Source organism: Pseudomonas sp. MH10 (genome assembly GCF_034353045.1).
Lineage (GTDB): Bacteria > Pseudomonadota > Gammaproteobacteria > Pseudomonadales > Pseudomonadaceae > Aquipseudomonas.
On sequence record NZ_CP133783.1, the window covers coordinates 1,537,058 to 1,561,328 of the forward strand.

General features: G+C 58.3%; 21 protein-coding genes. 13 read left to right on the forward strand and 8 right to left on the reverse strand.

What is annotated here, in order from left to right:
- Nucleotides 1-234 precede the first annotated feature (234 nt).
- Nucleotides 235-441 carry a hypothetical protein gene (locus RHM59_RS06840; RefSeq protein WP_322169143.1) on the forward strand — a complete coding sequence of 69 codons (207 nt, stop codon included), beginning with the start codon at nt 235-237 and terminating at the stop codon, nt 439-441.
- Here the strand turns inward: RHM59_RS06840 and RHM59_RS06845 are convergent.
- From RHM59_RS06845 to RHM59_RS06870, 6 genes are all read right to left on the reverse strand, one after another.
- Nucleotides 410-1,207 carry a thioesterase family protein gene (locus RHM59_RS06845; RefSeq protein ID WP_322286257.1) on the reverse strand — a complete coding sequence of 266 codons (798 nt, stop codon included), beginning with the start codon at nt 1,205-1,207 and terminating at the stop codon, nt 410-412. The two genes, RHM59_RS06840 and RHM59_RS06845, sit on opposite strands and share 32 nt — an antisense overlap.
- Before the next feature lie 107 nt (nt 1,208-1,314).
- On the reverse strand, nt 1,315-2,082 hold the full coding sequence (locus RHM59_RS06850; protein ID WP_322286258.1) for a CHAD domain-containing protein: 768 nt from the start codon (nt 2,080-2,082) through the stop codon (nt 1,315-1,317).
- The gene (locus tag RHM59_RS06855; protein WP_322286259.1) at nt 2,083-4,077 is read right to left on the reverse strand and encodes a DUF3488 and transglutaminase-like domain-containing protein; all 1,995 of its coding nucleotides are present in this window, start codon (nt 4,075-4,077) and stop codon (nt 2,083-2,085) included.
- Complete coding sequence (locus RHM59_RS06860; protein ID WP_416194767.1) at nt 4,074-5,039, reverse strand: DUF58 domain-containing protein; 966 nt, start codon at nt 5,037-5,039, stop codon at nt 4,074-4,076. Before RHM59_RS06860 ends, RHM59_RS06855 begins: the two co-directional genes overlap by 4 nt.
- On the reverse strand, nt 5,039-5,956 hold the full coding sequence (locus RHM59_RS06865; protein ID WP_322169129.1) for an AAA family ATPase: 918 nt from the start codon (nt 5,954-5,956) through the stop codon (nt 5,039-5,041). The genes RHM59_RS06860 and RHM59_RS06865 overlap by 1 nt, the downstream gene beginning before the upstream one ends.
- A gap of 138 nt (nt 5,957-6,094) precedes the next feature.
- Complete coding sequence (locus tag RHM59_RS06870; protein WP_322169126.1) at nt 6,095-6,373, reverse strand: hypothetical protein; 279 nt, start codon at nt 6,371-6,373, stop codon at nt 6,095-6,097.
- A gap of 150 nt (nt 6,374-6,523) precedes the next feature.
- Between RHM59_RS06870 and RHM59_RS06875 the strand changes: the two genes are divergently transcribed.
- Together RHM59_RS06875 and RHM59_RS06880 are read left to right on the forward strand one after the other, a co-directional pair.
- Nucleotides 6,524-7,582 (forward strand): patatin-like phospholipase family protein, encoded by a 1,059-nt coding sequence (locus RHM59_RS06875; RefSeq protein WP_322169123.1) that lies wholly within the window; start codon nt 6,524-6,526, stop codon nt 7,580-7,582.
- A gap of 1,192 nt (nt 7,583-8,774) precedes the next feature.
- The gene (locus RHM59_RS06880; protein WP_322286260.1) at nt 8,775-9,737 is read left to right on the forward strand and encodes a transposase; all 963 of its coding nucleotides are present in this window, start codon (nt 8,775-8,777) and stop codon (nt 9,735-9,737) included.
- Nucleotides 9,738-9,975: 238 nt separating this feature from the next.
- Here the strand turns inward: RHM59_RS06880 and uvrB are convergent, their stop codons facing one another.
- Nucleotides 9,976-11,991 (reverse strand): excinuclease ABC subunit UvrB, encoded by a 2,016-nt coding sequence (uvrB, locus tag RHM59_RS06885; RefSeq protein ID WP_322169120.1) that lies wholly within the window; start codon nt 11,989-11,991, stop codon nt 9,976-9,978.
- 330 nt (nt 11,992-12,321) lie between these two features.
- On the opposite strand from uvrB, the gene RHM59_RS06890 reads away from it, so the two are divergent.
- Nucleotides 12,322-13,515 carry an amino acid aminotransferase gene (locus RHM59_RS06890; RefSeq protein WP_322169117.1) on the forward strand — a complete coding sequence of 398 codons (1,194 nt, stop codon included), beginning with the start codon at nt 12,322-12,324 and terminating at the stop codon, nt 13,513-13,515.
- A gap of 114 nt (nt 13,516-13,629) precedes the next feature.
- On the opposite strand, the gene RHM59_RS06895 is transcribed toward RHM59_RS06890, so the two are convergent.
- Nucleotides 13,630-14,592: an isopenicillin N synthase family dioxygenase gene (locus RHM59_RS06895; RefSeq protein ID WP_322286261.1), complete on the reverse strand. Its 963-nt coding sequence runs from the start codon at nt 14,590-14,592 to the stop codon at nt 13,630-13,632.
- A 378-nt stretch (nt 14,593-14,970) separates the two neighbouring features.
- Here RHM59_RS06895 and hutH point away from each other — a divergent pair, with 378 nt between their 5' ends.
- The 9 genes from hutH to hutC all read left to right on the forward strand — a co-directional run bounded on the left by hutH (nt 14,971) and on the right by hutC (nt 24,209).
- The gene (gene hutH, locus RHM59_RS06900; RefSeq protein WP_322286262.1) at nt 14,971-16,500 is read left to right on the forward strand and encodes a histidine ammonia-lyase; all 1,530 of its coding nucleotides are present in this window, start codon (nt 14,971-14,973) and stop codon (nt 16,498-16,500) included.
- Nucleotides 16,501-16,506: 6 nt separating this feature from the next.
- Nucleotides 16,507-17,712 (forward strand): alpha-hydroxy acid oxidase, encoded by a 1,206-nt coding sequence (locus RHM59_RS06905; protein ID WP_322286263.1) that lies wholly within the window; start codon nt 16,507-16,509, stop codon nt 17,710-17,712.
- Nucleotides 17,709-19,085 (forward strand): FAD-binding oxidoreductase, encoded by a 1,377-nt coding sequence (locus tag RHM59_RS06910; RefSeq protein WP_322286264.1) that lies wholly within the window; start codon nt 17,709-17,711, stop codon nt 19,083-19,085. Before RHM59_RS06905 ends, RHM59_RS06910 begins: the two co-directional genes overlap by 4 nt.
- 124 nt (nt 19,086-19,209) lie before the next feature.
- Nucleotides 19,210-20,046, forward strand: coding sequence for a transporter substrate-binding domain-containing protein (locus RHM59_RS06915; protein WP_322169103.1), 837 nt, complete (start codon nt 19,210-19,212; stop codon nt 20,044-20,046).
- A 66-nt stretch (nt 20,047-20,112) separates the two neighbouring features.
- Complete coding sequence (locus RHM59_RS06920; protein ID WP_322169100.1) at nt 20,113-20,772, forward strand: amino acid ABC transporter permease; 660 nt, start codon at nt 20,113-20,115, stop codon at nt 20,770-20,772.
- Entirely contained in the window at nt 20,769-21,440 is a 672-nt protein-coding gene (locus RHM59_RS06925; protein WP_322286265.1) for an amino acid ABC transporter permease, read from the forward strand. Before RHM59_RS06920 ends, RHM59_RS06925 begins: the two co-directional genes overlap by 4 nt.
- A gap of 59 nt (nt 21,441-21,499) precedes the next feature.
- Entirely contained in the window at nt 21,500-22,339 is an 840-nt protein-coding gene (locus RHM59_RS06930; RefSeq protein ID WP_369124946.1) for an amino acid ABC transporter ATP-binding protein, read from the forward strand.
- Nucleotides 22,336-23,475 (forward strand): histidinol-phosphate transaminase, encoded by a 1,140-nt coding sequence (hisC, locus tag RHM59_RS06935; protein WP_322169094.1) that lies wholly within the window; start codon nt 22,336-22,338, stop codon nt 23,473-23,475. The genes RHM59_RS06930 and hisC overlap by 4 nt, the downstream gene beginning before the upstream one ends.
- A complete protein-coding gene (gene hutC / locus RHM59_RS06940) occupies nt 23,472-24,209 on the forward strand; it encodes a histidine utilization repressor (protein ID WP_322169092.1) in 738 nt (245 codons plus the stop codon). The genes hisC and hutC overlap by 4 nt, the downstream gene beginning before the upstream one ends.
- Nucleotides 24,210-24,271 lie beyond the last annotated feature (62 nt).

A 24,271-nucleotide genomic window follows, 5' to 3' on the forward strand; every position in this document is an offset into this window, starting at 1 on the left:
TGCGCAGGCGTGAGTCTTTCGGTGCCGATGAAATCCCCTGCGCCTTACCGACTTCGCAGACTTCGGCAGCCCCTACAGTTGTCCGGTGTTTTGCTGCGCGACAGCACGGCGTCGAAGGCGTGGCGGATCTCTATCCAGCAACACTATCAACGCCATAGCCAACCTCGATTCGCCGCTCCGGTACCCCAAGCCTATTCTTCAAACATTGAATTAATGCTTGAAGAGGCCCTTACCATGAGCAAATTATTAGCAACTATCGGACACTCCGGTGCTTACACCGACAGCGCGTTACGGGTTCTTGCCTTGCCGCTGTCCATCGTCGCCGGATTGCTGTTGGTGGATGGTTTTCTTGAGTCGAGCCTGCCATCGGTGGCCATTGGTGTTATTGCACTGGTCGCGGCAAAGGCGTTTAGCCAAACACCGTTACCGTCTGACGACTGATCGCCACCAACTCACCGCTTGGGGTCCACAGCGCGGCGGCGGTGTGACCGTAACCGTCGCGGGCATGCTCAATCACTGCGCGGTACATGCACCAGTCATGGGTATTCAACTTCGGCAACGGCTGCACGAACTCGATGGTCCAGGTCAGTGAGCTTCCGGGCGCCGGCTTGCTCAAATGTGGCAACAGCGCAGGCGGCCAGGTATCGACCAATGCCAATAAGTGGGTTTCGGTCAGGGGCTCGTTTTTGACATCCCCGCGCAACCGTACGTAACCACCGATTTCCCGGGAGGGCGTATTGCTGAACGGAAGTCCCCCCAATCCCCAACGCATACTCATGAAGCGTAGGTACTCCGGGGTGATGCCGGGGATAAACGGTAACTCCAGACACTCATCCACTGACTTCAGCGTCGGCGCCGGATCGGCCTGAACCGAAATTGCCGATACCCGGGGCGCACCAAAACTGCCCTGAATAAGGGTCATGACCTGGCCACCCTGCATCGCGCGGCCCAGCACTTGGCTGACGGCTTTGCCCTCGCGCAATACCTCGACCTCAAAACTGATGGGGACGCCGGGCGCAGCGGGCCCGACAAAGGTCAGCGCCAGCGAACGAACCGGCCGATCTGCCGGCACCTTGGCGCGCATCGCTTCAAACTGCAACGCCGCCATGAGCCCGCCGAAACAGGCCCGACCTTGGGCCCACTCAGCAGGAATAACGACTGAAAGAGGGTTGTCACGTACAGCGTCAACCAGGTCGGAAAAACTCATGCAAACCTCATGTCTGGTAAACCGGCGAAAGAACATTGCCCGAATCTTAACCAGCACGGTGCCCCTGCGCAGAGTTCATTTACGCCAAACTGACGCCTGAAAAGGATTTATTTTTTGAAACATGCCTTACCCAGACGCTCCAACGCCCGGTCTGCATTGGTCTCAGCGGTCTCGATGTCCCGTTCCCAACCCGGCACGCAACGCAGCAGGTCAGTGTGCTCCTCAGCTTGCGCTAGCCACTGCAAATGATCGTGCCAGTCGCCCAAGGCGGTTTGCGCTTCTTTAAGCCGCTTTTGCGTGGTTTGGCTGGTTTTATCCAGCTCGGGATAGGCCTCGGCGGCGTAACGCACGCGCTTGATCAGCAAACGCAGACGATGGCGATCATGAGCCGGGTCATCAATCGTCTGATGCAGTTTCTTCCACTGCTTGTTCAAGCGAGTTTCGATGCGCTTTTTCAGGTCGTGCAGCAGTCCTTGATGCTGCGAAGCCCGAAGGAAGCGCGGAAAGGCATCCAGCACGCTGAACAATTGATTCAGTTGCGCCGACGATGCGACCGCCAAATACGCGTCGCTTAACGAGCGACTGCGCTGACGAGCCGCTTCGGCCATGCCCCGTTGCTCCAAATAGCCGACCAACACCTCGCGGTCGCGCAACGGCGTGGTCAGTTGGCCGACCGCTTTGGCTGCCGCTTCAAGCTGCTCGACGCCGGGCAAACCGTTCAACGGTCGTAGCAGGCTGCGCAGGCGCCTCACGTTGATGCGCAAATCATGCAGCGCTTCACTGTCAGTTTCAGCGGAAAGCCGCGCTTGGCAGGCCATCAATTTCACATCAAGGCCCAGCAGTCGCGCGACCAGACGATCAACCAATGCAGACATTTATTCCTCCTCGATTAACTTGATAGTAGAAAACCGCCACGGTAGAACTCGCCGAAGCCGTCTTAAATGGCGTTTTAACACCGTCAGCGAGCGGCGCTGACCGGCATAGCGTAGCGCTTCAAACTCAGTCGCGAACGCCAGAATCAAAACGGCATGGGCCGGAAGCCGTAGCGCTGCTCGCTGTGAAAATGCCTGGGCGCCCTCCGCGTCCCTTCGCTGCAGACCGTGGCGCCCCAGTAGCCGTTCAAAGGTTTTGAATACACGCAGTTGCGGGTCGCTTTCTCGCCGCCAAGGCTTGAACAACCACAGCGAGAATAAGCCAATGATCACTGCCCCGCCGGCAAAAAACACGGCGCCCTCAAACCCGGCAAACCAGCGGCTGAATAACTGAACCTGTTGCTGCCCTTGATAACCCAGCACCCAGCGCTGCCACCCATAGTTGAGGTTATCCCAGCTCATGCGGAACGAATTGAGCCAAGGCAAGTTTCGGTATCGCAGCGCAGATAACGGCGAGTCAGCCAGGAACGCTTCGTCCGCTGCCAACGCTTGCTCCAGGCCCTGTTCGATGCGCTGCGGGGCCACAGCGGCCGTGGGGTCGACGCTGCGCCAGCCGATTCCCGGCCGCCAGTATTCAACCCAGGCATGAGCATCGAATTGACGCACGCTGAGGTAGTGACCGTCCGGGTTTAATTCACCGCCCTGGTACCCCGCCACGACCCGTGCCGGAATCCCGGCCGCGCGCAAAACGAAGGTCATGGCGCCCGCGTAGTGGGCGCAGAAACCGCTGCGACTGTTGAAAAGGAAGTCATCGATGGTGTCAGCGCCCAGGATCGGCGGCTTGAGGGTGTAGTGATAAGGCTCGTCGCTGAAATGCGCCAACATCGCCTCCACCAGCGCATCGACCTGCGGGTAGCGCCGATTCAGGTCTGCGGCCCAGGCTCGCGCCTGCGGGTTGCCATGGGCAGGGAGTTGCAGGTTTTGCCGTTGGGTCGCCTCGCTTAGCTGCGGTTCGCGCACGGCGTCGGGCCAGGAGTGAACGCTGTACAACAGGGTTTGCTCAACCGGGTGTTGACGCTGCAGGCGAAAATCATTCATCTGGCGCACTTCAGCCAAGTTGGTTTCGGCGATATCCAGCGCCGCAAGCCATGGCCGACCGCTGGGCTCCATGACAATGCTGTAACGCCGTTCATCACCGCGCTTTTGCCAATCCGGGCGTTCAATGCGCATCGCTCTGCCGGACTGAGACCACCGCCGACCGTCGAACTGTTCAAGGGTCAGTGCGCGCCAATACAGCTGATTTTGCGCAGGCATCGGCCCTTCAAAGCTGGCCCGAAACACCAACGCCGGCGAACGGCTCAGTTCGGCCATATCCCCCGGAGCCATATTGTCGGACAGCCCGGTGACGCCCTTGTTACTGGGTTGTGGCAACGACCACAACGGTTCCAGTCGAGGAAAGAACAGAAACAACAACAGCATCAATGGCACGGCCTGCAGCATCAGCTTTGCCGCTAGTTTCAGCGCGTCAGACGGTTTGCTCATTGAGGTTGTCTGCTGCAGGCCAATCAACCCCGCCAACAGCATGCTCACCGGCAATAACGAATACAGACCCCACGGCAAGCCGTCTTCAAAGAGGTAACCCACCGCCACACAAAAAAAGCCGAGAAAAATCAACACCAACGCATCGCGGCGGCTGCCCATTTCCAGGGTTTTCAAGATGAAGGCCCCCAGCAGCAATGAAGCCCCGGCATCCAGCCCGACCAAACTGCCCCTAGACAAAAACACCCCCGCGATGGTCGCCAGGAACAACACCAACTTGAGCAAGGTGCCTGGAAATTCCGCACGCATGCGCATCACTTGGACCCGCCACGCGGTACAGCCCAACCAAAGGCCAATCATCCAGAACGGTAAACGCGCCAAAAACGGCACGGTGACCAAAGCCTGCGCCAGTAACAGCCAGATCAGGCTGGCACGGGGAATCGGCAGGCTCAGGTTCATTGCTGACCACCGGAGGACGTGCCAAACAACGCCAGCGCTTGCAAACAGGCTTCGCGGTGCTCGTTGCCACTGCTCGATGCCAACAGAAAACCCGGCAGGCGCAGGGCGAACGGTTGCCGGCGCTGGGACAGCTCCAGCACCCAATAGCACAAGCGCGACAGGCGCTCTTCGATGTCACCGCCCAATGCCATAAAATCCAGGCACAGGTCGTGGCCGCTAACATCGGTAAAGTCTTTGATCAACAGCCCTTGGCCACGGGAATAAGCCTTCCAGTGCAAGCGTCGCCGGGAATCGCCCGACTGATAGGGTTTTAGCCCTTGGTAATCATCGACCCCCGGCCCTTGGGTGGCCGCGCCCTGATCCTCTGCGTGGGGCTGTGCGCCTTTCAACAGCGGCATCGTGCCCGCCAAGGGTCGTGGGTAGATCAACACTGACTGCTGCAAGTCCAGCCAGCTCCAGGCGCGGAAGATACTCAGGGGAAAAACGCTCTCGACCCGCAACCGGGGCGCCCGCAACCAGCCTCGGACCAGCGCGGGCAAATCGATATCGATTTCTGCCAGGCCGGCGCTGGGCACATCCAACGCCTGCAAGTGCTTCGCGTCCCAGCCCAGCGCAATCGCCTGATGGGAGCGTTTGGTGCTTTCCAGACGTAGGCGTAACAGAAGGGGCTCACCGACGAACACCGAACGCGCGGAGCCGGCACTGAGCACCAAACCACTGAGGTTGCGGAAGGTGTGCAGGATCGTCAGGATCGCCACCGACATCAGCAGGAAGGTCAAACCGTACGCCAGACTGTTTTGATAGTTGATCGCTACCAACAACATCAGAACCAGCACCAGTGCGAAGGTCGCCCCGGTGCGGGTGGGCATGATGAAGATTCGGCGGTGATTCAACTCAACGCGGGACGCGGGCGGTATTCGCCGCGCCAGCCAGCGTTGCCAAAACGGTTTGAGCGGATCCATCACAGCACGGGCACCTCACGCAGTAGCCATTGCACTAACAGCCCACCACCATGCCCGGTGGGATCGGATCGCTCACGCAATCGATGGCCGACCACCGAGGGCAGCACCGCTTGCACATCTTCCGGGATGACGTAATCCCGGTCCGCCAATAACGCCCAGGCCCGAGCCGCGGCGAGAATCGCCAAACTCGCCCTGGGTGACAAGCCCCAGGCAAACTGCGCCTGACTGCGGGTAGCGTCCACCAGCCGCAAGATGTAATCGACCAACGCATCACTGGCGCGCACGCGTCGGACCAAGGTTTGCAATGCGGCTAATTCAGCGTGGTTGAGGATGGCCTGCACACGGGGCAGCAAATCCCGCCGGGGCTCGCCCTGCAACAATGCCTTCTCGGCTGCCTTTGCTGGATAGCCCAACGACAAACGCATCAAAAACCGGTCGAGCTGTGATTCCGGCAACGCAAAGGTTCCACCCTGACTGAAGGGGTTCTGCGTGGCGATCACAAAAAACGGATCAGGCAGCGGACGGGTTGCGCCCTCAATGGTGACTTGGCCCTCTTCCATGGCTTCGAGCAACGCGCTTTGGCTTTTCGGCGTGGCCCGGTTGATTTCATCGGCCAGCACCAGCTCGGCGAAAATCGGCCCTGGGTGAAAGGTAAATTGCCCGGTGTCACGATCAAACACTGACGTGCCCAGAATGTCACCCGGCAACAGGTCCGAGGTGAACTGAATCCGTTGAAAACTCAGGCCCAGAACCTTGGCCAGCGTATGGCTGAGGGTCGTCTTGCCCATGCCGGGCAAGTCTTCGATCAGTAAATGCCCGCCGGCCAACAGGCAGGTCAGGGCCAAACGCACCTGCGCGTCCTTGCCCAGCACCACTTCATTGACGGCGTTGAGGCATGCGTCGAGTTTACTGCCCATGAAAAAGCCTCCCCCGCCAGATAAGCAGCCACTGTAAGGTCAGTGCAGCGACTTTAACCAGACCCCACAACACAAAAGCCACCGAGTGCAGATTGCGCTCGGTGGCTTCAGATGAAAGCGCGGAAAATTACACGTGTATCAACGACCCGCGCGGGATTCCTTGATGTAGAAGCGCGCCTTCTCAGCCTTTTCTGAACAGCCTTCATAGGCTTCGAACTGCTGTTGAGTTTTAGCACCGGTCAACAGCGACAGGGCTTTGGAGTAGCTGACAGTACCCGCGAAGCCTTCGGCTTTTGCCAAGTCCAGCTCGTGCCAGGCGGCATCGAGTTCACTACCACAGGTTTCGCGGTACGCGGTTTTACCGGCACAACCTGCGAGAACCAACGCAATCAATGGCAAACAGATCCAGGCTTTCATCGGTGTTCCCTCAAAAATAAAATATAGTCATGCGGGGCTTTGACGATACCGGCACGGGAAAGTGCCATAGCCGAGCGTCGGCAAGGGTAACTCAGTTCCTGCGGGGCTGCTTCACGCGTATGGTGGGGTCACTGCGATCAGGGAAAGAACATGAAAAAACGAATAGCACTGGTGCTCGGTTCAGGCGGTGCGCGGGGTTACGCGCACATTGGCGTGATTGAAGAGTTGGAGCGGCGCGGCTACGACATTGCCTGCGTCGCAGGCTGCTCCATGGGCGCGGTGGTTGGCGGCGTTTATGCGGCGGGCAAGCTCAAGGAATACCGTGAGTGGATTGAAAGCCTGGACTACCTCGACGTGCTGCGGCTGGTGGATGTCAGCTTTCGTTTGGGGGCGATTCGAGGGGAAAAGGTGTTTGGTCAGATTCGCGAGATTGTCGGTGAAATCAATATCGAAGACCTGCGCATTCCTTACACCGCAGTCGCCACCGACCTGACCAACCAGCAGGAAATCTGGTTTCAGGAAGGCTGCTTGCACCAGGCGATGCGCGCCTCGGCAGCGATTCCAAGCTTGTTCACCCCGGTGATGCAGGGCAATAGGATGCTGGTAGATGGCGGTCTGCTCAACCCATTGCCCATCGTGCCAGTGGTGTCCAGCCATTGTGATTTGATCATTGCGGTCAACCTCAACTCGACCAACCAGAAGCACTATCAGCTACCGGTGATTGAACGCCCGCCTGCGGTGAAAAAGCGCTTCGACAATTTGATCAATTCATTGGGTTCGCACCTGCCGTTTCGCCGCAAATTGGAGCCGACGAATGACCTTGAGGTTTTGCGCCTGGAGCAGGACAGCCTCAAGTCCAGCAGTGCGACGATTGCCAATCCTTGGTTGAACGAAGATGCCAACCCACAAGCGCAGCAACCGTCCGCTGCACCGACGGGCGAAGGCGCACCGAGTTCCGCCAGCGGTTCGTTCATCATCGACAACGTGGGTCCTGCGTCGTTGCTGGACTTGATCAACCAGAGCTTCGAGGTGATGCAAACGTCATTGGCGCAGTACAAGATCGCCGGATATCCACCGGATATCTTGATCAACGTGCCCAAACGTGTGTGCCGGTTTTTCGAGTTTTACAAAGCGCCAGAATTGATCGCGCTGGGACGAGAGATCGCCAGGGATACATTGGACCGGTATGAGGCCGAGCATAATCATTGAGCCAGCCAGCCGGTCAGGTCCTTCGGGCCTATCGCAGCCTTCGGCAGCTTGTGTCAGCAGAGGAAATCCAAGGTGAGTGCGGGGTGTGGCAGCGAAGCCAGTACGGCTCCGGGGTTTCATTGACACGGTTGATATCAAGCAGCCGCAGATACTGTGGGAACAGGCATGCCTGCGAAGAGGCCCGTAGTCACGCCGCTGATGTCGACTTGAAACCTGGGTCGCCTGTATTGCTGCTTTCGTTGGCAAGCCAACTCCCACTAAGGCTTTGGCAGACACGGAATAGTAGGCACTGAACATCTGATCGTGCTTCAGACATACGCGCGGTCTACCAAATGCCAACAAGTTGGCTCTACAGATTTCATTGATACAGTTGATATCAAGCAGCCGTAGAGGTGAACTGTGGGAGCAGCCTTGCCTGCGAAGAGGCCGGTCATGGCGCCGCTGATGTCGACTTGAAACCTGGGTCGCCTGTATTGCTGCTTTCGTTGGCAAGCCAACTCCCACTGAGGCTTTGGCAGACACGGAATTGTAGGCACTGAACATCTGATCGTGCTTCAGACATACGCGCTGTCTACCAAATGCCAACAAGTTGGCGCTACAGATTTCATTGATACAGTTGATAGCAAGCAGCCGTAGAGGTGAACTGTGGGAGCAGGCTTGCCTGCGAAGAGGCCGGTCATGGCGCCGCTGATGTCGACTTGAAACTTGGGTCGCCTGTATTGCTGCTTTCGTTGGCAAGCCAACTCCCACTAAGGCTTTGGCAGACACGGAATAATAGGCACTGAACATCTGATCGTGCTTCAGACATACGCGCTGTCTACCAAATGCCAACAAGTTGGCGCTACAGATTTCATTGATACAGTTGATATCAAGCAGCCGTAGAGGTGAACTGTGGGAGCAGGCTTGCCTGCGAAGAGGCCCCGTAGTCACGCCGCTGATATCGACTTGAAACCTGGGTTGCCTGCATTGACGCTTTCGTTGGCAAGCCAACTTGTATGTTTAAACTTGAAGGGGTGGGTGGGACAAAAAGCCAAACATCTGACTCGTACAGTACAGACCGTGGGAGACTTTCGTCCCACCCCTTCACCCAATGCGCCGATAAGGAATGCATCGGCTCAGACCGACAATAGAGACAAGTCAGCGCAACGGTGAACCCCGACAAGTCCTTAAACCCTAGCTCGGAGAACATGCGATGACAATCCTAACTGCACAGGTGGTCGTCGGTGTGGATGTTGCGAAGGCTGAAATCGTTGTTTATCGGTCCGATCTGCAACAAATCGAGATCGTTGCCAACGAGCGATCCTCGCTCAGAAAATGGCTCAAAAAACTTCCGGCGCACACTGCGATTGGACTTGAGGCCACCGGTATCTACCACCTTGATACGACCGAACTGGCCCATGACATGGGTCACGACGTGTATGTCATTGATGGCAGTCGTGTTAGCAAATATCGCGAGTCTCTTGGTATTCGTGCAAAAACAGATGCCTCGGATGCTCATTTGCTGGCGCGTTACCTAACTAAAGAGTCCGATACACTGAGGATCTGGAGCCCGCCTCCAAGAGCCTATACACAGCTCAAAAGCCTGCTTCTGCGCCGTGCCAAGTTGATTCAATGCCGCGTAAAAATGAAACAAAGTTGGGAAGCTGAAAGCCAGATGGAAGAGGAGTTTGACGAGTTTTTGGCCGCGATTGATCATTTCGAGAAAGCGATCCAGACGACTCTGAAAGCCCTTGCTGAAGAAGCTGGAATACAGGAGCAAGTGAAACGCTGCCAGGCCGTAGAGGGCGTGGGCGTACTGACCGGAACTGCAATGGCCACTGCATTTATACGAGGTGATTTTGCCAACAGCGACGCGTTTATCGCCTTCCTGGGACTGGACCTGCGCGTCAGGCAGTCAGGACAAAAGGATCAAGAAAGGCGCCTCTCCAAACGAGGGGACTCGGAATGGCGGCGTCTGCTGCACAACAGCTCCATGGCTGCCAGTCGGTCTAAAACGTGGAAACCCTTTTACGAGAGTTACCTGGCTAGAGGATTCAAGGCCACTCAAGCGCTGGTGATCCTTGCTCGCAAGCTGGCGCGGGTAATGTTTTCCCTGATGAAAAACGAAACGAAATACACCCCCAAAATTTGGTCTGGGGGTTGCGCTCAAACATAGAATCTCCCACTGAGGCTTTGGCAGACACGGAATAGTAGGCACTGAACATCTAATCGCAACCTTCGGCAGCCCCTACAAAGGTTTGTGCATCGCCAAAATCCGTGGGACCGAATTTATTCGGGAAGGCCTCAGTCCTGACACTCTGCAACCCCTAGCCAAACAAAGTGCCACCCAGTTTCTGCGCGACAGCCCGGCGTCGAAGATGGGGCGGAATCTCCTACAGACTTTGCACGGGCTATCAAACCACCAACAACCGCTCGCGCAACTTACCAATCTCATCGCGCATCTGCGCAGCGGCTTCGAATTCGAGGTCGCGGGCGAGTTGGTACATTTTTTCTTCCAGTTGACGAATGCGCTTGCCGATCTCACCAGGTGTGCGCAACTCGGCTTCGTATTTGGCGTTTTCCTCGGCGGCTTTGGCCATGCCTTTGCGCTTTTTACTGCGCGAGCCCGGCACGGTGGCGCCTTCCATGATGTCAGCCACGTCCTTGATAACGCCTCTGGGCGTGATCCCGTGTTCAAGGTTGTAGGCGATCTGTTTGTCGCGACGGCGGTCGGTTTCGCCAATCGCTCGCTCCATCGAACCGGTGATGCGGTCGGCATAGAGAATCGCTCGGCCATTGAGGTTACGCGCAGCCCGGCCAATGGTCTGGATCAGCGAGCGCTCTGAGCGCAGGAAGCCTTCTTTATCCGCATCGAGAATCGCCACCAGCGACACTTCCGGCATGTCCAAACCTTCACGCAAAAGGTTGATGCCCACCAACACGTCGAATATGCCCAAGCGCAGGTCACGAATAATCTCGACCCGCTCTACGGTGTCGATGTCCGAGTGCAAATAGCGCACGCGGCAGCCGTGGTCGGCGAGGTAGTCGGTAAGGTCTTCGGACATCCGCTTGGTCAAGGTGGTCACCAACACTCGCTCACCCAACGCCACGCGCTTGCCGATTTCCGAAAGCAGGTCATCCACCTGCGTCAGCGCCGGGCGGATTTCGATCTGCGGGTCAACCAAACCGGTAGGCCGCACCAACTGCTCGATCACCCGACCGGCATGTTCGGCTTCGTAGTTGCCCGGCGTGGCCGAAACAAAAATCGTCTGCGGGCTAACCCCTTCCCATTCATCGAAGCGCATCGGTCGGTTATCCAACGCCGATGGCAAACGGAAGCCGTATTCGACCAGGGTTTCTTTGCGCGAACGGTCGCCTTTATACATCGCGCCGACTTGCGGCACGCTGACGTGTGATTCGTCGATCACCAACAACGCATCAGCGGGCAAATAGTCGTACAGCGTCGGCGGCGGCGCGCCGGAGGGACGCCCGGACAAGTAGCGCGAGTAGTTTTCGATGCCGTTGCAGTAACCCAGTTCAAGAATCATTTCCAGGTCAAACCGGGTGCGCTGCTCAAGGCGCTGGGCTTCCACCAGTTTGTTGTTGCTGCGCAGGTAGTCCAAGCGCTCCTTAAGCTCGACCTTGATGTGCTCCATGGCATCGACCAAGGTTTCTCGCGGAGTGACGTAGTGGCTTTTCGGGTAGAACGTAAAACGCGGCAGTTTGCGAATCACTTCACCGGTCAACGGGTCGAAGGCCGACAGGCTCTCCACTTCGTCGTCGAACAACTCGATGCGGATCGCTTCGAGGTCCGATTCCGCTGGGTAGACGTCGATGACGTCGCCGCGCACGCGGAAGGTGGCCCGGGCAAAGTCCATGTCGTTGCGGGTGTACTGCAAGTCCGCCAGACGCCGCAGCAGCGCGCGCTGATCGAGTTTGTCGCCACGGTCAACGTGCAGCACCATTTTCAGGTACGTCTCGGGGCTACCAAGGCCGTAGATGCAGGACACCGTGGTCACAATGATGGCGTCTTTGCGCTCTAACAGCGCTTTAGTCGCGGAAAGGCGCATTTGCTCAATGTGGTCGTTGATCGAGGCGTCTTTCTCGATGAACGTATCTGACGACGGCACGTAGGCTTCGGGCTGGTAATAATCGTAATAAGAAACGAAATATTCCACAGCATTGTTGGGGAAAAACGCCTTGAACTCGCCATACAGCTGGGCCGCCAAGGTTTTGTTCGGCGCCAGCACCAAGGTCGGACGCTGCACCTGCGCGATCACATTGGCGATGCTGAAGGTTTTGCCCGAGCCGGTAACGCCCAGTAATGTTTGGTGTGACAGCCCGGCCTCGATCCCTTCGACCATCAGGCGAATGGCTTCCGGCTGATCACCGGCCGGTTCGAAACGGGTTACGAGCTGGAACTCAGGCATAAGTGACCTCTGGGTACATTTCGGCGCGCAACAGCCGGGCAAAAACGAGAAACTGCGAACGATGATGCCGCCGGGAAATACGCGAAGACACTACAAATGGAGTCGGCAGCCTAACCTTTCAAGCGGCCGGGCTCACAAGAGGTTAAACAATAAGCCTTGTCATTTTATCGCCACACTGAAAATAAACTGAAAAACCCGCAAAAAACGCCCCGCCAGCTGTCGCCGCGCGCAACGATGGCCTCTATACTAGCTCCCCGTTTGTGCACCGCTCTAGTGCAATCGGCCGGAGCGTTGTACCCCTTCACTCCTCCATTCAGAGCCGTCGCAAAAATGAGCCTGTTCTCCGCTGTCGAAATGGCACCCCGTGATCCAATCCTGGGCCTCAACGAAGCATTCAATGCCGATACTCGCACGCACAAAGTGAACCTTGGCGTGGGCGTGTACTGCAACGAAGAGGGACGAGTTCCACTCCTGCGTGCCGTTGCCGACGCTGAGGCGTCTCGCGTGGCTCAACATGCAGCGCGCGGTTATTTGCCCATCGACGGCATCGCCGCTTACGACCTTGCGGTACAAAAACTGTTGTTCGGCGCTGAATCTCCCCTGCTGTCCTCCGGCCGGGTGCTAACCGTTCAGGCCGTCGGCGGTACCGGCGCGTTGAAAATCGGCGCGGACTTCCTCAAACAGCTCAATCCAAACGCCGTGGTGGCCATCAGCGACCCAAGCTGGGAAAACCACCGTGCGCTGTTCGAGGCCGCCGGTTTTCCGGTGCAAAACTATCGCTACTATGATGCGACCAGCCACGACATCGACCGTTCCGGGATGCTGGACGATTTGCAGAACCTGCCGTCCGGTTCGATTGTGGTGTTGCACGCCTGCTGCCACAACCCGACCGGCGTCGATTTGGCTCCCGACGATTGGAAAAAAATCCTTGAAGTGCTTAAAGCCAAGGGCCACGTACCGTTCCTGGACATGGCTTACCAAGGCTTCGGCGACGGTATCGAAGAAGACGCGGCGGCTGTGCGCCTGTTCGCTGAATCTGGCCTGACGTTCTTTGCCTCCAGCTCGTTCTCGAAATCGTTCTCGCTGTATGGCGAACGCGTCGGCGCATTGTCGATTGTGACCGACTCGAAAGACGAGACCGCCCGCGTGCTGTCCCAAGTCAAGCGTGTGATCCGCACCAACTACTCCAACCCGCCTACCCACGGCGCAGCGATCGTGGCGGCGGTGTTGAACAGCCCTGAGCTGCGTGCTGTGTGGGAACAAGAACTCGGCGAAATGCGCCTTCGGATTCGCGGCATGCGCCAAGCCATGGTCGATGGCCTCGCGGCACTAACTGACCGCGACTTCAGCTTCGTCGGACGCCAACGCGGCATGTTTTCCTACTCGGGGCTGACCAGTGCCGAAGTGGGTCGACTGCGGACCGAGTTCGGTATCTACGCGCTGGACACCGGGCGCATCTGCGTGGCTGCGCTGAACCGCAACAACATCGATGCAGTGATCAAGGCGATTGTTCAGGTGATTTAAGCCGGTGGCGCGGTGTGTCTGAAACACCGCGCCGCGACCTTCCCGAATGAATTCGGTCCCACGGTCAGTTCACCCCTGTGGGACCGAATTTATTCGGGAAGCGGGCTCTGCCTTTCAAACCTTCTTCCGATACGCCATCGAGTCATCTATGCGCTTTAGGATGTAATCCCCTGCCGCGACGGGCGGGTACAGACTGCTGGCGGCCTCTATCCCCAAATCACACGGGTCGACGACGGCGCTGTAGGTTGGGTCGAAGAAGGTTGCGATGGAGTACCGCTCGTGGCCGGATGTGTTGATCACCCGGTGTAGCGTCGAACGAAAACGATTGTTCGACCAATGCGCTAATAAATCGCCGACGTTGACCACCAGGCTGCCGGGAATTGGTGTGGCGTCGATCCAGCGGTTGCTGCTCAGTTCACGCACTTGCAAACCACCGCTGTTGTCTTGATAGAGCAAGGTGATGCAGCCGTAATCGGTGTGGGGCGCAACGCCGAATTGGTCGGATTCGGCCACAGGCGGGTGCGGTGGGTAGTAGACCATTTGCGTGCGTTGCAGGGGCTTGTGGTACTTGCCGCTGAAGAAGTCACTCTCAATGCCTAGCCCAGTCGCCACGGCCACTAATAAATCCGCGCCGGCTTTGCCGATTTCCACGTAGTACTCGCCCAGCGCCGCTTGCAGTTCGGGCATGAACGCCGGCCATTGATTGGGGCCGCGCAAGGCTTCACCGGCTAATACGCTCGGGTCATCGTCGGGCAATTCCAAACCGATGCTGAAAAACTCCTTGAGGTCTGGCTTGGTCGCTTCGTACATCAGCGCCCCGCCCAATGCGTGCCAGCCACGGTGGCGGTTGTTGACGGCGACTTGGCGTTTGGTGTCGGCGGGGTAAGCGAAGAACTGCGCAGCCGCCGCCATGGCGCGGTCGATCACGGGTTGGGGGACGCCGTGATTGACGATGTAGAAGAAGCCAATGTCACTGCAGGCCTGGCGAATCGCGTCGCCCGCTCGGCGAATACTGGCTTGATCGCCTTCGCGAACACCGGACATGTCGATTAAAGGGAGATTGGCGCTGGAGGTCATATTTGCTCCTGTCAGATAGGTCTCAGAAATTAACCGGTATATACAGGCATAAGCATTTACTGTGCCGCGTGTTGCTGGCTATGTCGTAAACCCGCACGCCAACGCGATTTGTTTGAAGATCCGGCGAAGAAGCCAGACCTCGCCCCGTCATACCGGGGTTTCTCTTTGCCCCAGTGCTGTGCGCAATGACCTCAATAGGTGCAACTTTCAGTGACAATTGCGTAACAGGCTGGGGACACGGACTTATGGAGCACCCGCAAGAGAGCCGCATGAACGCTACTGAAGAGCATCTGCCGATGCGTTGGCCTGCATCTTGCCTTACCTGTATATACAGGCTCATGTGGCCGCCTCTCCTACACCGCATTCAGGACACTCACCATGCACGCGACACTGCTGCTTACGCCCGGCCAATTTACCCTTGAACAGTTGCGCGCTATCTATCAGCACCACGCGCCGTTCGAACTTGACTCAGCGGTGCGCGGTGCAGTGGACGCCAGCACTCAAACAGTCAACGACATCATCGCCAACCAACGCACGGTCTACGGCATCAACACCGGCTTTGGCCTGTTGGCGCGTACGTCGATTCCTACCGAGTCGCTGGCCAAGCTGCAACGCAACTTGCTGTTGTCGCACTGCACCGGCACCGGGCCGTTGTTGGATGACGCAAGCGTCGGCTTGATCATGGCGCTCAAGGTCGGTTCCCTGGCTAGGGGGTTCTCGGGGATTCGCTGGGAAGTGATTCAGGCTTTGAGTGCGCTGTACGCCGCCAAGGTCTATCCGTGTATTGCGTCCCAAGGTTCGGTAGGCGCGTCCGGCGACCTTGCACCCTTGGCGCACATGTCGGCAGTGTTGATCGGCGTTGGCCGGGTTCGTCATGAAGGCCGGGAAATGGACGCGGTTGAAGGTTTAGCACTGGCTGGCCTTGAACCGATGGTGCTGGGACCGAAGGAAGGCCTGGCCTTGATCAATGGCACCCAAGTGTCCACCGCCCTCGCCTTACGCGGCTTGTTCGCTGCCGAAAAGCTGTTCAGTGCCGCCGTGGTGGCCGGCAGCCTCAGCGTCGATGCGCTGAAAGGTTCGGACGTGCCGTTCGACGCACGGATTCAAGCCGTGCGCGGTCAACCGGGGCAAATCGACGTGGCGCTGTTTTACCGTGAATTACTCGCCCACAGTGACATCCGAGAATCCCACCGTGATTGCGGCCGCGTGCAAGACCCCTATTCCCTGCGCTGCCAGCCCCAAGTGATGGGCGCGTGCCTGGATCATATGCGCTTCGCCGCCGGTGTTTTCCTGCGCGAAGCCAATGCGGTGTCCGACAACCCGCTGGTGTTCAGTGCGGACGGTGATGTGCTCTCCGGCGGTAACTTCCACGCCGAGCCGGTGGCCATGGCCTCTGACGTTTTGGCACTGGCGATTTCAGAAATTGGCGCGTTGTCGGAGCGGCGTATTGCGCAACTGGTGGACCCGGCACTCTCCGGGCTGCCAGCGTTCCTAGTGCGCGAAGGCGGTTTGAATTCCGGCTTCATGATCGCTCAAGTAACTGCCGCCGCCCTCGCGTCAGAAAACAAAACCCTGGCGCACCCTGCCTCGGTGGACAGTTTGCCCACCTCCGCCAACCAGGAAGACCATGTGTCGATGGCGACCTTCGCGGCGCGGCGGTTGTTGGACATGGCCGGTAACAGCAGCGCGGTGGTTGCCATTGAACTACTGGCTGCCGCCCAAGGCATCGACTTGCACGCGCCATTAAAGACGTCGAAATTGCTCAGTGAAGTGCTGACGATGATTCGCAGCGAAGTCCCGCACTACGATGAAGACCGTTACTTCGCACCGGACATCGCTGCCGCGCGGGCGTGGGTTGAAGGCGGGGCGTTCGGCCGCTGGTTGCCTTTCCAGCGTTTACACGGTTAAGCCGCCATGCGCCGCTATCACACCGGCAGCGACTTTCGTCGCGCCCACAGCATTGCTGAATTGGCCTCAATGGCGCATCAGCGTCTGCCGAATTTTGCCTGGGAATACCTGGAAGGCGGTGCCGAAGAAGAAGTAACGCTCAAGCGCAATCGACAGGCCTTTTCCGAGATTGGTTTACTGCCACAGACCTTGGTGCCCTGCCTCGACGCGCCCACCCGCTGTTGCGTGCTCGGCGCGTCGTTACCGTTGCCCATGGTCATAGGCCCCACCGGTTACAACGGCATGCTCTACCGCGAGGCCGATATACAACTGGCTCGAGCCGCCACCGCGCGCGGCTTGCCGTTTACCTTGAGTACGGTGTCTACCAGCTCATTAGAGCAAGTGGTAACGGCAGTACCTGGGGTCAATTTATGGTTCCAGCTTTATTGCTTTCGCGACCCGGCGGTGCAGAGCGATTTGCTGAAACGGGCCGATGCCGTTGGTTGCAAAACACTGTTATTGACCAGCGACGCGGTGCTGCTGGGCAACCGTGAATGGGACAAGCGCAACTTCGTTAAACCCCGGCATTTGAGCCTGCGTAATAAGCTCGACGTGCTGCGCCATCCACGTTGGATCAAGCAGGCGCTGTGGCCCCACGGACTGCCGATTATGGCCAATGTCGAACGCTATCTGCCCGCTGACCAACGCACCATCGAAGGCGCCGCGCACTTTATCGGGGCACAAATGGACACCGGTCTCGATTGGAATGCCTTGGCCCGTTTGCGCGACAGCTGGCCACATCGATTGGTGCTTAAAGGCGTGCTGCACCCCGCCGATGCGGAAAAAGCCATCGCGCTGGGTCTTGACGGTCTGGTGGTCAGCAACCATGGCGGCCGGCAATTGGACGGTGCGCCGGCCAGCATCGAGTGCTTGCCGGCGATTGCCGCCGTGGCCAAAGGCAAACTTACGCTGCTGCTCGACAGTGGTGTGCGCCGGGGCACGGACGTTTTAAAAGCCTGCGCGCTGGGCGCCGATGCTGTGCTGTTGGGCCGGGCGACCCTGTACGGCGTGGCCGTGGGCGGTCAAGCCGGTGCCGGACACGCGCTTGATCTGCTGGCGCAGGAATTGCGTCTGGCCCTGTCATTGCTGGGCAAGCCGGACCTGAGTCAGCTCGACCGTCACGACCTGCGCTTGACACCTAATCTCCCTCTTTTTCGTGAGCTGAACCGATGAACCACTTGCAGCAAACCCTCGACCAATTGCGCGCGGCGCTGGGTGAAGCGGCGGTGCTCACCGGCGCGGCCATTAATCAACGGCATTACAGCGACTGGACCGGCCACGCCCCCGCCTGCCCCGCAGCCTTGTTATTGCCGAGCAGTACACAGCAGGTCGCCGACGCCTTGCGCATTTGCAATGAAGCACGCCAGCCGGTGGTGCCTCAAGGTGGGATGACCGGGTTGGCCGGCGGTGCGGTGCCTCGGGCAACGGATATCGCCCTGTCGCTGGAACGCTTGCGCGGCATTGAAGAAATCGATTCTGCGGCGGCCACGGTCAGCGTTTGGGCCGGAACCACCCTGCAAGAGATTCAGCAGGCGGCGCAGGACGCAGGCTTTTTGTTTCCGTTGGATCTGGGCGCACGCGGCTCGTGCCAGATCGGCGGCAATATCGCGACCAATGCCGGTGGGAATGCGGTGATTCGCTACGGCATGACTCGGGATTTGGTGCTCGGTCTGGAGGTGGTGTTGGCCGACGGTCGGGTGCTCAACCTGCTGAACAAGATGATCAAGAACAATTGTGGTTATGACCTAAAACAGTGCTTTATCGGTAGCGAAGGCACCCTTGGGGTGATCACCCGCGCCATTTTGAAGCTTGCGCCGTTGCCGGGGGAAACCACCACCTTGCTCTGCGCCCTGCCCGACTACGCCAGCGCGGTGAATTTACTCCGTCGTTTGCAGCGCAGCGCCGGCACCCCGCAAGCCTATGAATTGATGTGGCAAGACTTCTTCCGCCTCGGCGTGTCCTGGCTGGAAAACCCGGTGGCGCCGATGTCTCAGGATTACCCGCTGTACGTGTTGTTTGAGTCCGCCGGGCCGCGAGAGGTGTTGGAGCAAACGCTGGAGGCGGCGCTAGAAGCCGGAGAAGTCATCGACGCGGTATTGGCCAGCTCCCACACCCAGGCCCGGGCGCTGTGGAAGATCCGCGAAGCCACCGGCGAATTCCCGGTGCGCCTGACCCCGCTGAATTTCGACGTCAGCTTGCCCATCGGCCAGATCGGTGAGTTTGCCCAAACGTGTCGCCAACGGCTGGAACAGCGCTGGCCCGGTAACCACAGCGTGTATTTCGGCCACATCGGTGACAGCAATTTGCACCTAACTGTGGACTGCAATTCGCTGCCACAACCGGCGCCGATTTTGGAGATTGAAGAACTGGTCTATACCGCTGTCGGTGAGCGCGGCGGATCGGTGTCGGCTGAACATGGCATCGGCCTGCTCAAGCGCGAGTTTCTTCACCATTCAGTGAGCCACCAAGCGCGCCAGGCGATGCAGCAGCTCAAGGATTGCTATGACCCACGGGGCATTCTCAACCCAGGGAAAATTCTTGGCTGAAGGTGATAGCTGGTTGTATATACGAGTATGGCACGCTAACTGCAGTCTCAATGCGCCACACATGTTCACCGATCAATAAGAATCCGCATAACACCCAACAGCGTTCATCTGAAGGAGTTACCCAATGCAACTCGATTCTCTTTTCAGCAAGACATTTGGTGGCCTGTGCGCTGCCATGGCCTTGGCCATCGTTCCCCTAGCCGCCCACGCCGACCAACTGGCTGACGTGAAAAAAGCCGGTGAATTGGTTGTCGGCACCGAACTGCAGTTCGCACCGTTTGACTTCACCGAGAACGGTAAACAGAAAGGCATGAACTCTGAGCTGTTTGAGCAACTGGGCAAAGAGCTGGGGGTGAAGGTCAAGTTCCTCGACCTGCCATGGCCAAGCGTGTTGCCTGGCCTGGAAGCGAAGAAGTTCGACGTGGTGGCCGGTCCGATTATCGAGACCAAGGCGCGTAAAGAGCGTTATCACTTTGTAATGCCTATCGCTGAAGCAACGGTAGCGCTGATGATCGGCGCCAAAGACGAGACCATCAAAAAGCCTGAAGACATTTCTGGCAAAACCGTCGGTGCGGGCAAAGGTTCGGCTCAGCTCGAAGAGCTCAAGGCATTTGCCGCAACCCTGCCGGCAAAAGTCACGATCCGTGAGTACGTCGACAACAACCAGGCCTACGCAGACCTGGCTGCCAAACGTATCGTCGCCGTAGCCAACTCCTTACCGAACGTGTCTTACGTCGCGGCTGAAAAACCGAACCTCTACAAAGTGGTCATGCCTCCGTTCGGCAAGAAGTCCTACTTCGCCTTCCTCGGTCGCAAAGATGCTGACGCTGACACCCTGATCGCTGCACTCGACGCTGCCATGCTGAAAATGCACGATGACGGCCGCCTAGCTGCCCTGCAGAAAAAATGGCTGGGCGCTGAAATGGACGTGCCGAAAGCTGATTTCGACCCTTCCTGGTAACTCAGGGTTGGATGAATGGATCGCCGACCCGGATGGGTCGGCGGTTATCGATGCTGGAGTGACACGATGTTCGATTGGCCCCTTCTGCTGCAAAACGCTCCACTGTTGCTGAGCAGCTTGCTGGTGACCCTCGAAGTCTCCACGGCCGCACTGGCCATCGGTTTTGTGATTGGCGTGATAGTTGGCAGCTTGCGACTCTCACCCGTGCCCCTGCTCAAACGTCTGGGCGGCGCCTATATTTTCGTGTTCCGCGGCATTCCGCTGCTGGTGCAACTGCTGTTTATTTATTACTTCCTGCCGCGTATCGGCCTGCCGAACATGTCGCCCACAGCGGCGGCGGTGATCGGCTTGTCCCTGGCGGCCGGGGCCTACATCGCCGAAATCATGCGCGGCGGCTTTCTCGCCATTCCGGCGGGCCAACTGGAAGCCGCTGGCTTGCTGGGCATGAGTTCGGCGCAAATGCTGGTGCGAATCCAAGTGCCACAAGCCGTACGCCTTACCCTGCCGGGCTTGGTGAATGAAATGATTTTGCTGGTCAAGGCGTCCTCGCTGGTGTCGGTGGTCGGTCTCGCTGACTTGACCCGCACCGCGCAGAACATTGCCGCCAGCGATTACATGTTTGTTCAGGATTACCTGATGCTCGCGGGCTTTTATTGCCTGATCAATATTCCGCTGGCGTTCTTTGGCGGCGTGCTTGAACGTCATCTGAAGGAGCGAACCGCATGATCTTCGATCCCCGGATCATTACCGACCACTTGAGCGAGATCGGCGACGGTTTTCTGGTCACCCTTGGCACATGGTCGGCCGGTGTCGTGCTGGGTGTGCTCTTGGGCATGCTGATCGCGATTGCTCAGTTGTTTGGCAACAACCTGATTCGTGCGCCGTTGCGGGTGTTCATCGAGATGATTCGAAGTACGCCGTTTCTGGTGCAGCTGTTTCTGGTGTACTACGGCGGCCCCTCATTCGGCCTCAACCTCGACCCGATCCCGGCCGGGATTCTTGGACTGGGTGTCTACGGCAGCGTGTATTTCGCCGAGATCTTTCGCAGCGGATTTGAGTCAGTGGCGCGCGGGCAATTGGAAGCGGCCGATTGCCTGGGCATCAGCAAGATGCAATGCATCGTGCGCATTCAGATTCCGCAAATGCTGGTGATCATCCTTCCGGCGCTGGTGAATATGGTCAGCGTGTTGTGCAAGGAAACCGCCGTGCTATCGATTATTACTATCCCCGAACTGACCATGGTCCTGACGGGGATTGGTTCAGAAACCTTCGCCTTCGTTGAGACCCTGCTGGTGCTGTGCATCGGGTACTTGGTGTTGGTGGAAATGTGCTCGCGGCTGGGTATGTTTCTTGAAGTACGGGTCGGCCGTTTCATGCACAAGCAAGCGCGATGAATACCCTTTTAGATCCCACCGCTGCGCATTTATCGGCAACGAAGCAATCAGGTGACGCGATGAAGATTCTCGAAGCACTCTCCGACAACGTCGAGCCGATGTTGAAATTGCAGGGTGTTGGCAAAAGCTTCGGCCCGCTGCGCGTGCTCAAAGGTATCGATTTGCAGGTTCGGCATTCTGAAGTGGTGTGTTTGATCGGCCCTTCGGGTTCGGGCAAAAGCACCTTGTTGCGGAGCATGGCGTTCCTCGAAGAGTACGACGAAGGCGAGATTTACATTGAAGGGCAACTGCTCGGCTGGATGCCAGACAAAGGCAAGGGCCGCAAGCGTGCCGCGCAGTCCCAGATCAATCTGGCGCGGCGTAACGTCGGCATGGTGTTTCAGCAGTTCAACCTATGGCCGCACATGACCGCGATGGGCAACGTCTGCGAAGCGCTGCTGCGGGTGCGCAAATTGTCAGCCGATGAAGCGCGCAAACGCGCCATGGCCATGCTCGATAAAGTCGGCCTGGCGCACAAAGGTGAGTCCTATCCGGCGCAGCTTTCCGGAGGTCAACAACAGCGGGTGGCGATTGCTCGCGCGCTGGCCATGGAACCGCACATCATGCTGTTCGATGAGCCGACCTCAGCTCTGGACCCGGAATTGGTCGGTGAGGTGTTGCAAGTCATGAAGACCTTGGCCAAAGAAGGCATGACCATGGTGGTGGTGACCCATGAAATGGGCTTCGCGGCGCAAGTGGCGGATTCTGTGGTGTTCCTCGATCAGGGTGAAGTGGTGGCACGCGGTACGCCACGGGAGATTTTCCATAACGCTGAACACCCGCGTTTGCAGCAGTTTTTACAGAACTATCTGGACCGTAATGCGTTTTGGCAGGACACCAAAGAGGTCGACCCGGCATGAGTGTTTCTGACCTGCAGCTGTTGGCCCGCGCTGAAGTGCGTGAATTGGCCAGTTACAACGCGGGCCTCAGCGCGGACGCGGTGCGCAAGCGTTTCGGCCTGTCCCGTGTCGCCAAACTCGGCAGCAATGAAAACCCGCTGGGCCCCGCCCCCGCTGTGGCAGTTGCCATGGCCAAGGCGTGCGCGCAAATCGCCTTGTACCCCGACGCCAGTTGCTTGGCGTTGCGCGATGCGCTGTCGAAGAAACTCGGCGTGTCCGGCGACCACTTGGTGTTTGGCAATGGCTCGGAAGACTTGCTGAGCATCATCAGCCGAGTGTTTCTCGACCACGACGATGAAGTGGTCACGGTGGTGCCCTCCTTCGGCCTGCATTTCATTTACCCCTTGGCCACCGGCGCCAAGGTGATTGGCGTGCCCATGACTGCCAACGGTGCGTTCGACGTCGCGGCCATGATTGCCGCCATCACCTCGCGCACCCGGTTGCTAATGTTTTCCTGCCCCTCCAATCCGGTGGGCTGCACCCTTAATGCCGAGGAGTTGCAGCGATTGCTCGAGGCGTTGCCCGCGCACTGCTTGCTGGTGTTCGACGAGGCCTATTACGAATACGCGCAGTTCGAAGGCGATTACCCGGACTGCCTGAAGTTGATTCAGGCCTGCGGTAAACCCTTCGTGTTGCTGCGCACCTTTTCCAAGGCCTATTCATTGGCCGGCCTGCGCATTGGTTACGGGATTGTCAGCGACCCCGCGCTGGCCGATCTGATAGACCGCTTGCGCACACCGTTTAACGTTAATCGCGTGGCACAAGCAGCAGCCGTTGCGGCATTGGCCGATGACCAGCACTTGCACGCAACGCTGGCCCACGTCGCCCATGAACGGCAGCGGATGGTCTCGCAGTTGCGGGTACTGGGTGTCGAGTGCGTGCCGTCCATGGCGAACTTCCTGTTCTTCAGCACGGCATATAACGCTGAGGCGTTGAATCAGTCGCTGCTTCGCCAAGGGGTGATTCTCAAACCGTGGCGAGAGCCGGGTTACACCGATTATTTGCGGGTGTCGATGGGCAACCGTGAGGACAACGACTTGTTCCTCGAAGCGTTGGCCAATGCCCTGGTCGAAGAACAGACGCGGAGCGCCTCGTGATTAAAACCGCACCGCAAGCCCTATACCGACGCGCCAAGGATTTTGTCCAAGGCAAACTTCGCTCCGGGGAATGGACCCCGGGGGACCTGATTCCATCGGAAAACCGCCTGGTGCAAGAACTGGGCATGTCACGCATGACGGTTAACCGAGCGTTGCGCGAACTCACTGAAGAGGGCCATTTGGTCCGAGTTTCCGGCGTGGGCACCTTCGTCGCCGAGAGCAAGCCGCAATCCAATTTGCTGCGCATCACTGCCATCGCCGACGAAATCATTGCCAGAGGTCACCGTTATTCGTGCCAGGTGCTGCATCTGGGGCGAGAAGCGGCGTCGATGGCGGTGGCGGCAGCCCTTGCACTTCCCACCGGCACCTCGGTGTTTCATTTGTTGTGCGTGCATTGTGAGGAAGGGGTACCAGTCCAGCTGGAGGACCGTTACGTCAATCCTGAGCTGGTTCCGCAATTTCTCCAGCAGTCTTTTGGCGAACAACTGCAGCCGGCCAAGTACCTACTGAACGTGATTCGTCCCGATGAAATGGAGCACATTGTCGAGGCCAGCCATCCCAGTAGCGAAGAAAGCCGGCACATGCAGATCGATGCCAACGAACCTTGCCTGGTGTTGATGCGCCGGACCTGGAGTGGCGCCAAAATTGTCACTTACGTGCGCCTGGTGCATCCGTCATCGCGCTACCGTTTGGGCAGCCGCCTGCCCGTCAACGGCGCACACCGGGACAGTTAAAGCTGACCCGTAACCGACGACCGGTTGGTACACGGACCGAACGTCCGTGACTGAGAACCCTC

Coding starts and splice junctions, on each gene's coding strand:
- RHM59_RS06890 (WP_322169117.1), top strand. CDS start 12,322: ATGAGCCTGTTCTCCGCTGTCGAAATGGCACCCCGTGATCCAATCCTG.
- RHM59_RS06930 (WP_369124946.1), top strand. CDS start 21,500: ATGAAGATTCTCGAAGCACTCTCCGACAACGTCGAGCCGATGTTGAAA.
- RHM59_RS06910 (WP_322286264.1), top strand. CDS start 17,709: ATGAACCACTTGCAGCAAACCCTCGACCAATTGCGCGCGGCGCTGGGT.
- hutH (WP_322286262.1), top strand. CDS start 14,971: ATGCACGCGACACTGCTGCTTACGCCCGGCCAATTTACCCTTGAACAG.
- RHM59_RS06855 (WP_322286259.1), bottom strand. CDS start 4,077: ATGAACCTGAGCCTGCCGATTCCCCGTGCCAGCCTGATCTGGCTGTTA.
- RHM59_RS06905 (WP_322286263.1), top strand. CDS start 16,507: ATGCGCCGCTATCACACCGGCAGCGACTTTCGTCGCGCCCACAGCATT.
- RHM59_RS06865 (WP_322169129.1), bottom strand. CDS start 5,956: ATGGGCAGTAAACTCGACGCATGCCTCAACGCCGTCAATGAAGTGGTG.
- RHM59_RS06845 (WP_322286257.1), bottom strand. CDS start 1,207: ATGAGTTTTTCCGACCTGGTTGACGCTGTACGTGACAACCCTCTTTCA.
- RHM59_RS06875 (WP_322169123.1), top strand. CDS start 6,524: ATGAAAAAACGAATAGCACTGGTGCTCGGTTCAGGCGGTGCGCGGGGT.
- RHM59_RS06920 (WP_322169100.1), top strand. CDS start 20,113: ATGTTCGATTGGCCCCTTCTGCTGCAAAACGCTCCACTGTTGCTGAGC.
- RHM59_RS06880 (WP_322286260.1), top strand. CDS start 8,775: ATGACAATCCTAACTGCACAGGTGGTCGTCGGTGTGGATGTTGCGAAG.
- RHM59_RS06850 (WP_322286258.1), bottom strand. CDS start 2,082: ATGTCTGCATTGGTTGATCGTCTGGTCGCGCGACTGCTGGGCCTTGAT.
- RHM59_RS06840 (WP_322169143.1), top strand. CDS start 235: ATGAGCAAATTATTAGCAACTATCGGACACTCCGGTGCTTACACCGAC.
- RHM59_RS06915 (WP_322169103.1), top strand. CDS start 19,210: ATGCAACTCGATTCTCTTTTCAGCAAGACATTTGGTGGCCTGTGCGCT.
- RHM59_RS06895 (WP_322286261.1), bottom strand. CDS start 14,592: ATGACCTCCAGCGCCAATCTCCCTTTAATCGACATGTCCGGTGTTCGC.
- RHM59_RS06860 (WP_416194767.1), bottom strand. CDS start 5,039: ATGGATCCGCTCAAACCGTTTTGGCAACGCTGGCTGGCGCGGCGAATA.
- hisC (WP_322169094.1), top strand. CDS start 22,336: ATGAGTGTTTCTGACCTGCAGCTGTTGGCCCGCGCTGAAGTGCGTGAA.
- RHM59_RS06870 (WP_322169126.1), bottom strand. CDS start 6,373: ATGAAAGCCTGGATCTGTTTGCCATTGATTGCGTTGGTTCTCGCAGGT.
- uvrB (WP_322169120.1), bottom strand. CDS start 11,991: ATGCCTGAGTTCCAGCTCGTAACCCGTTTCGAACCGGCCGGTGATCAG.
- RHM59_RS06925 (WP_322286265.1), top strand. CDS start 20,769: ATGATCTTCGATCCCCGGATCATTACCGACCACTTGAGCGAGATCGGC.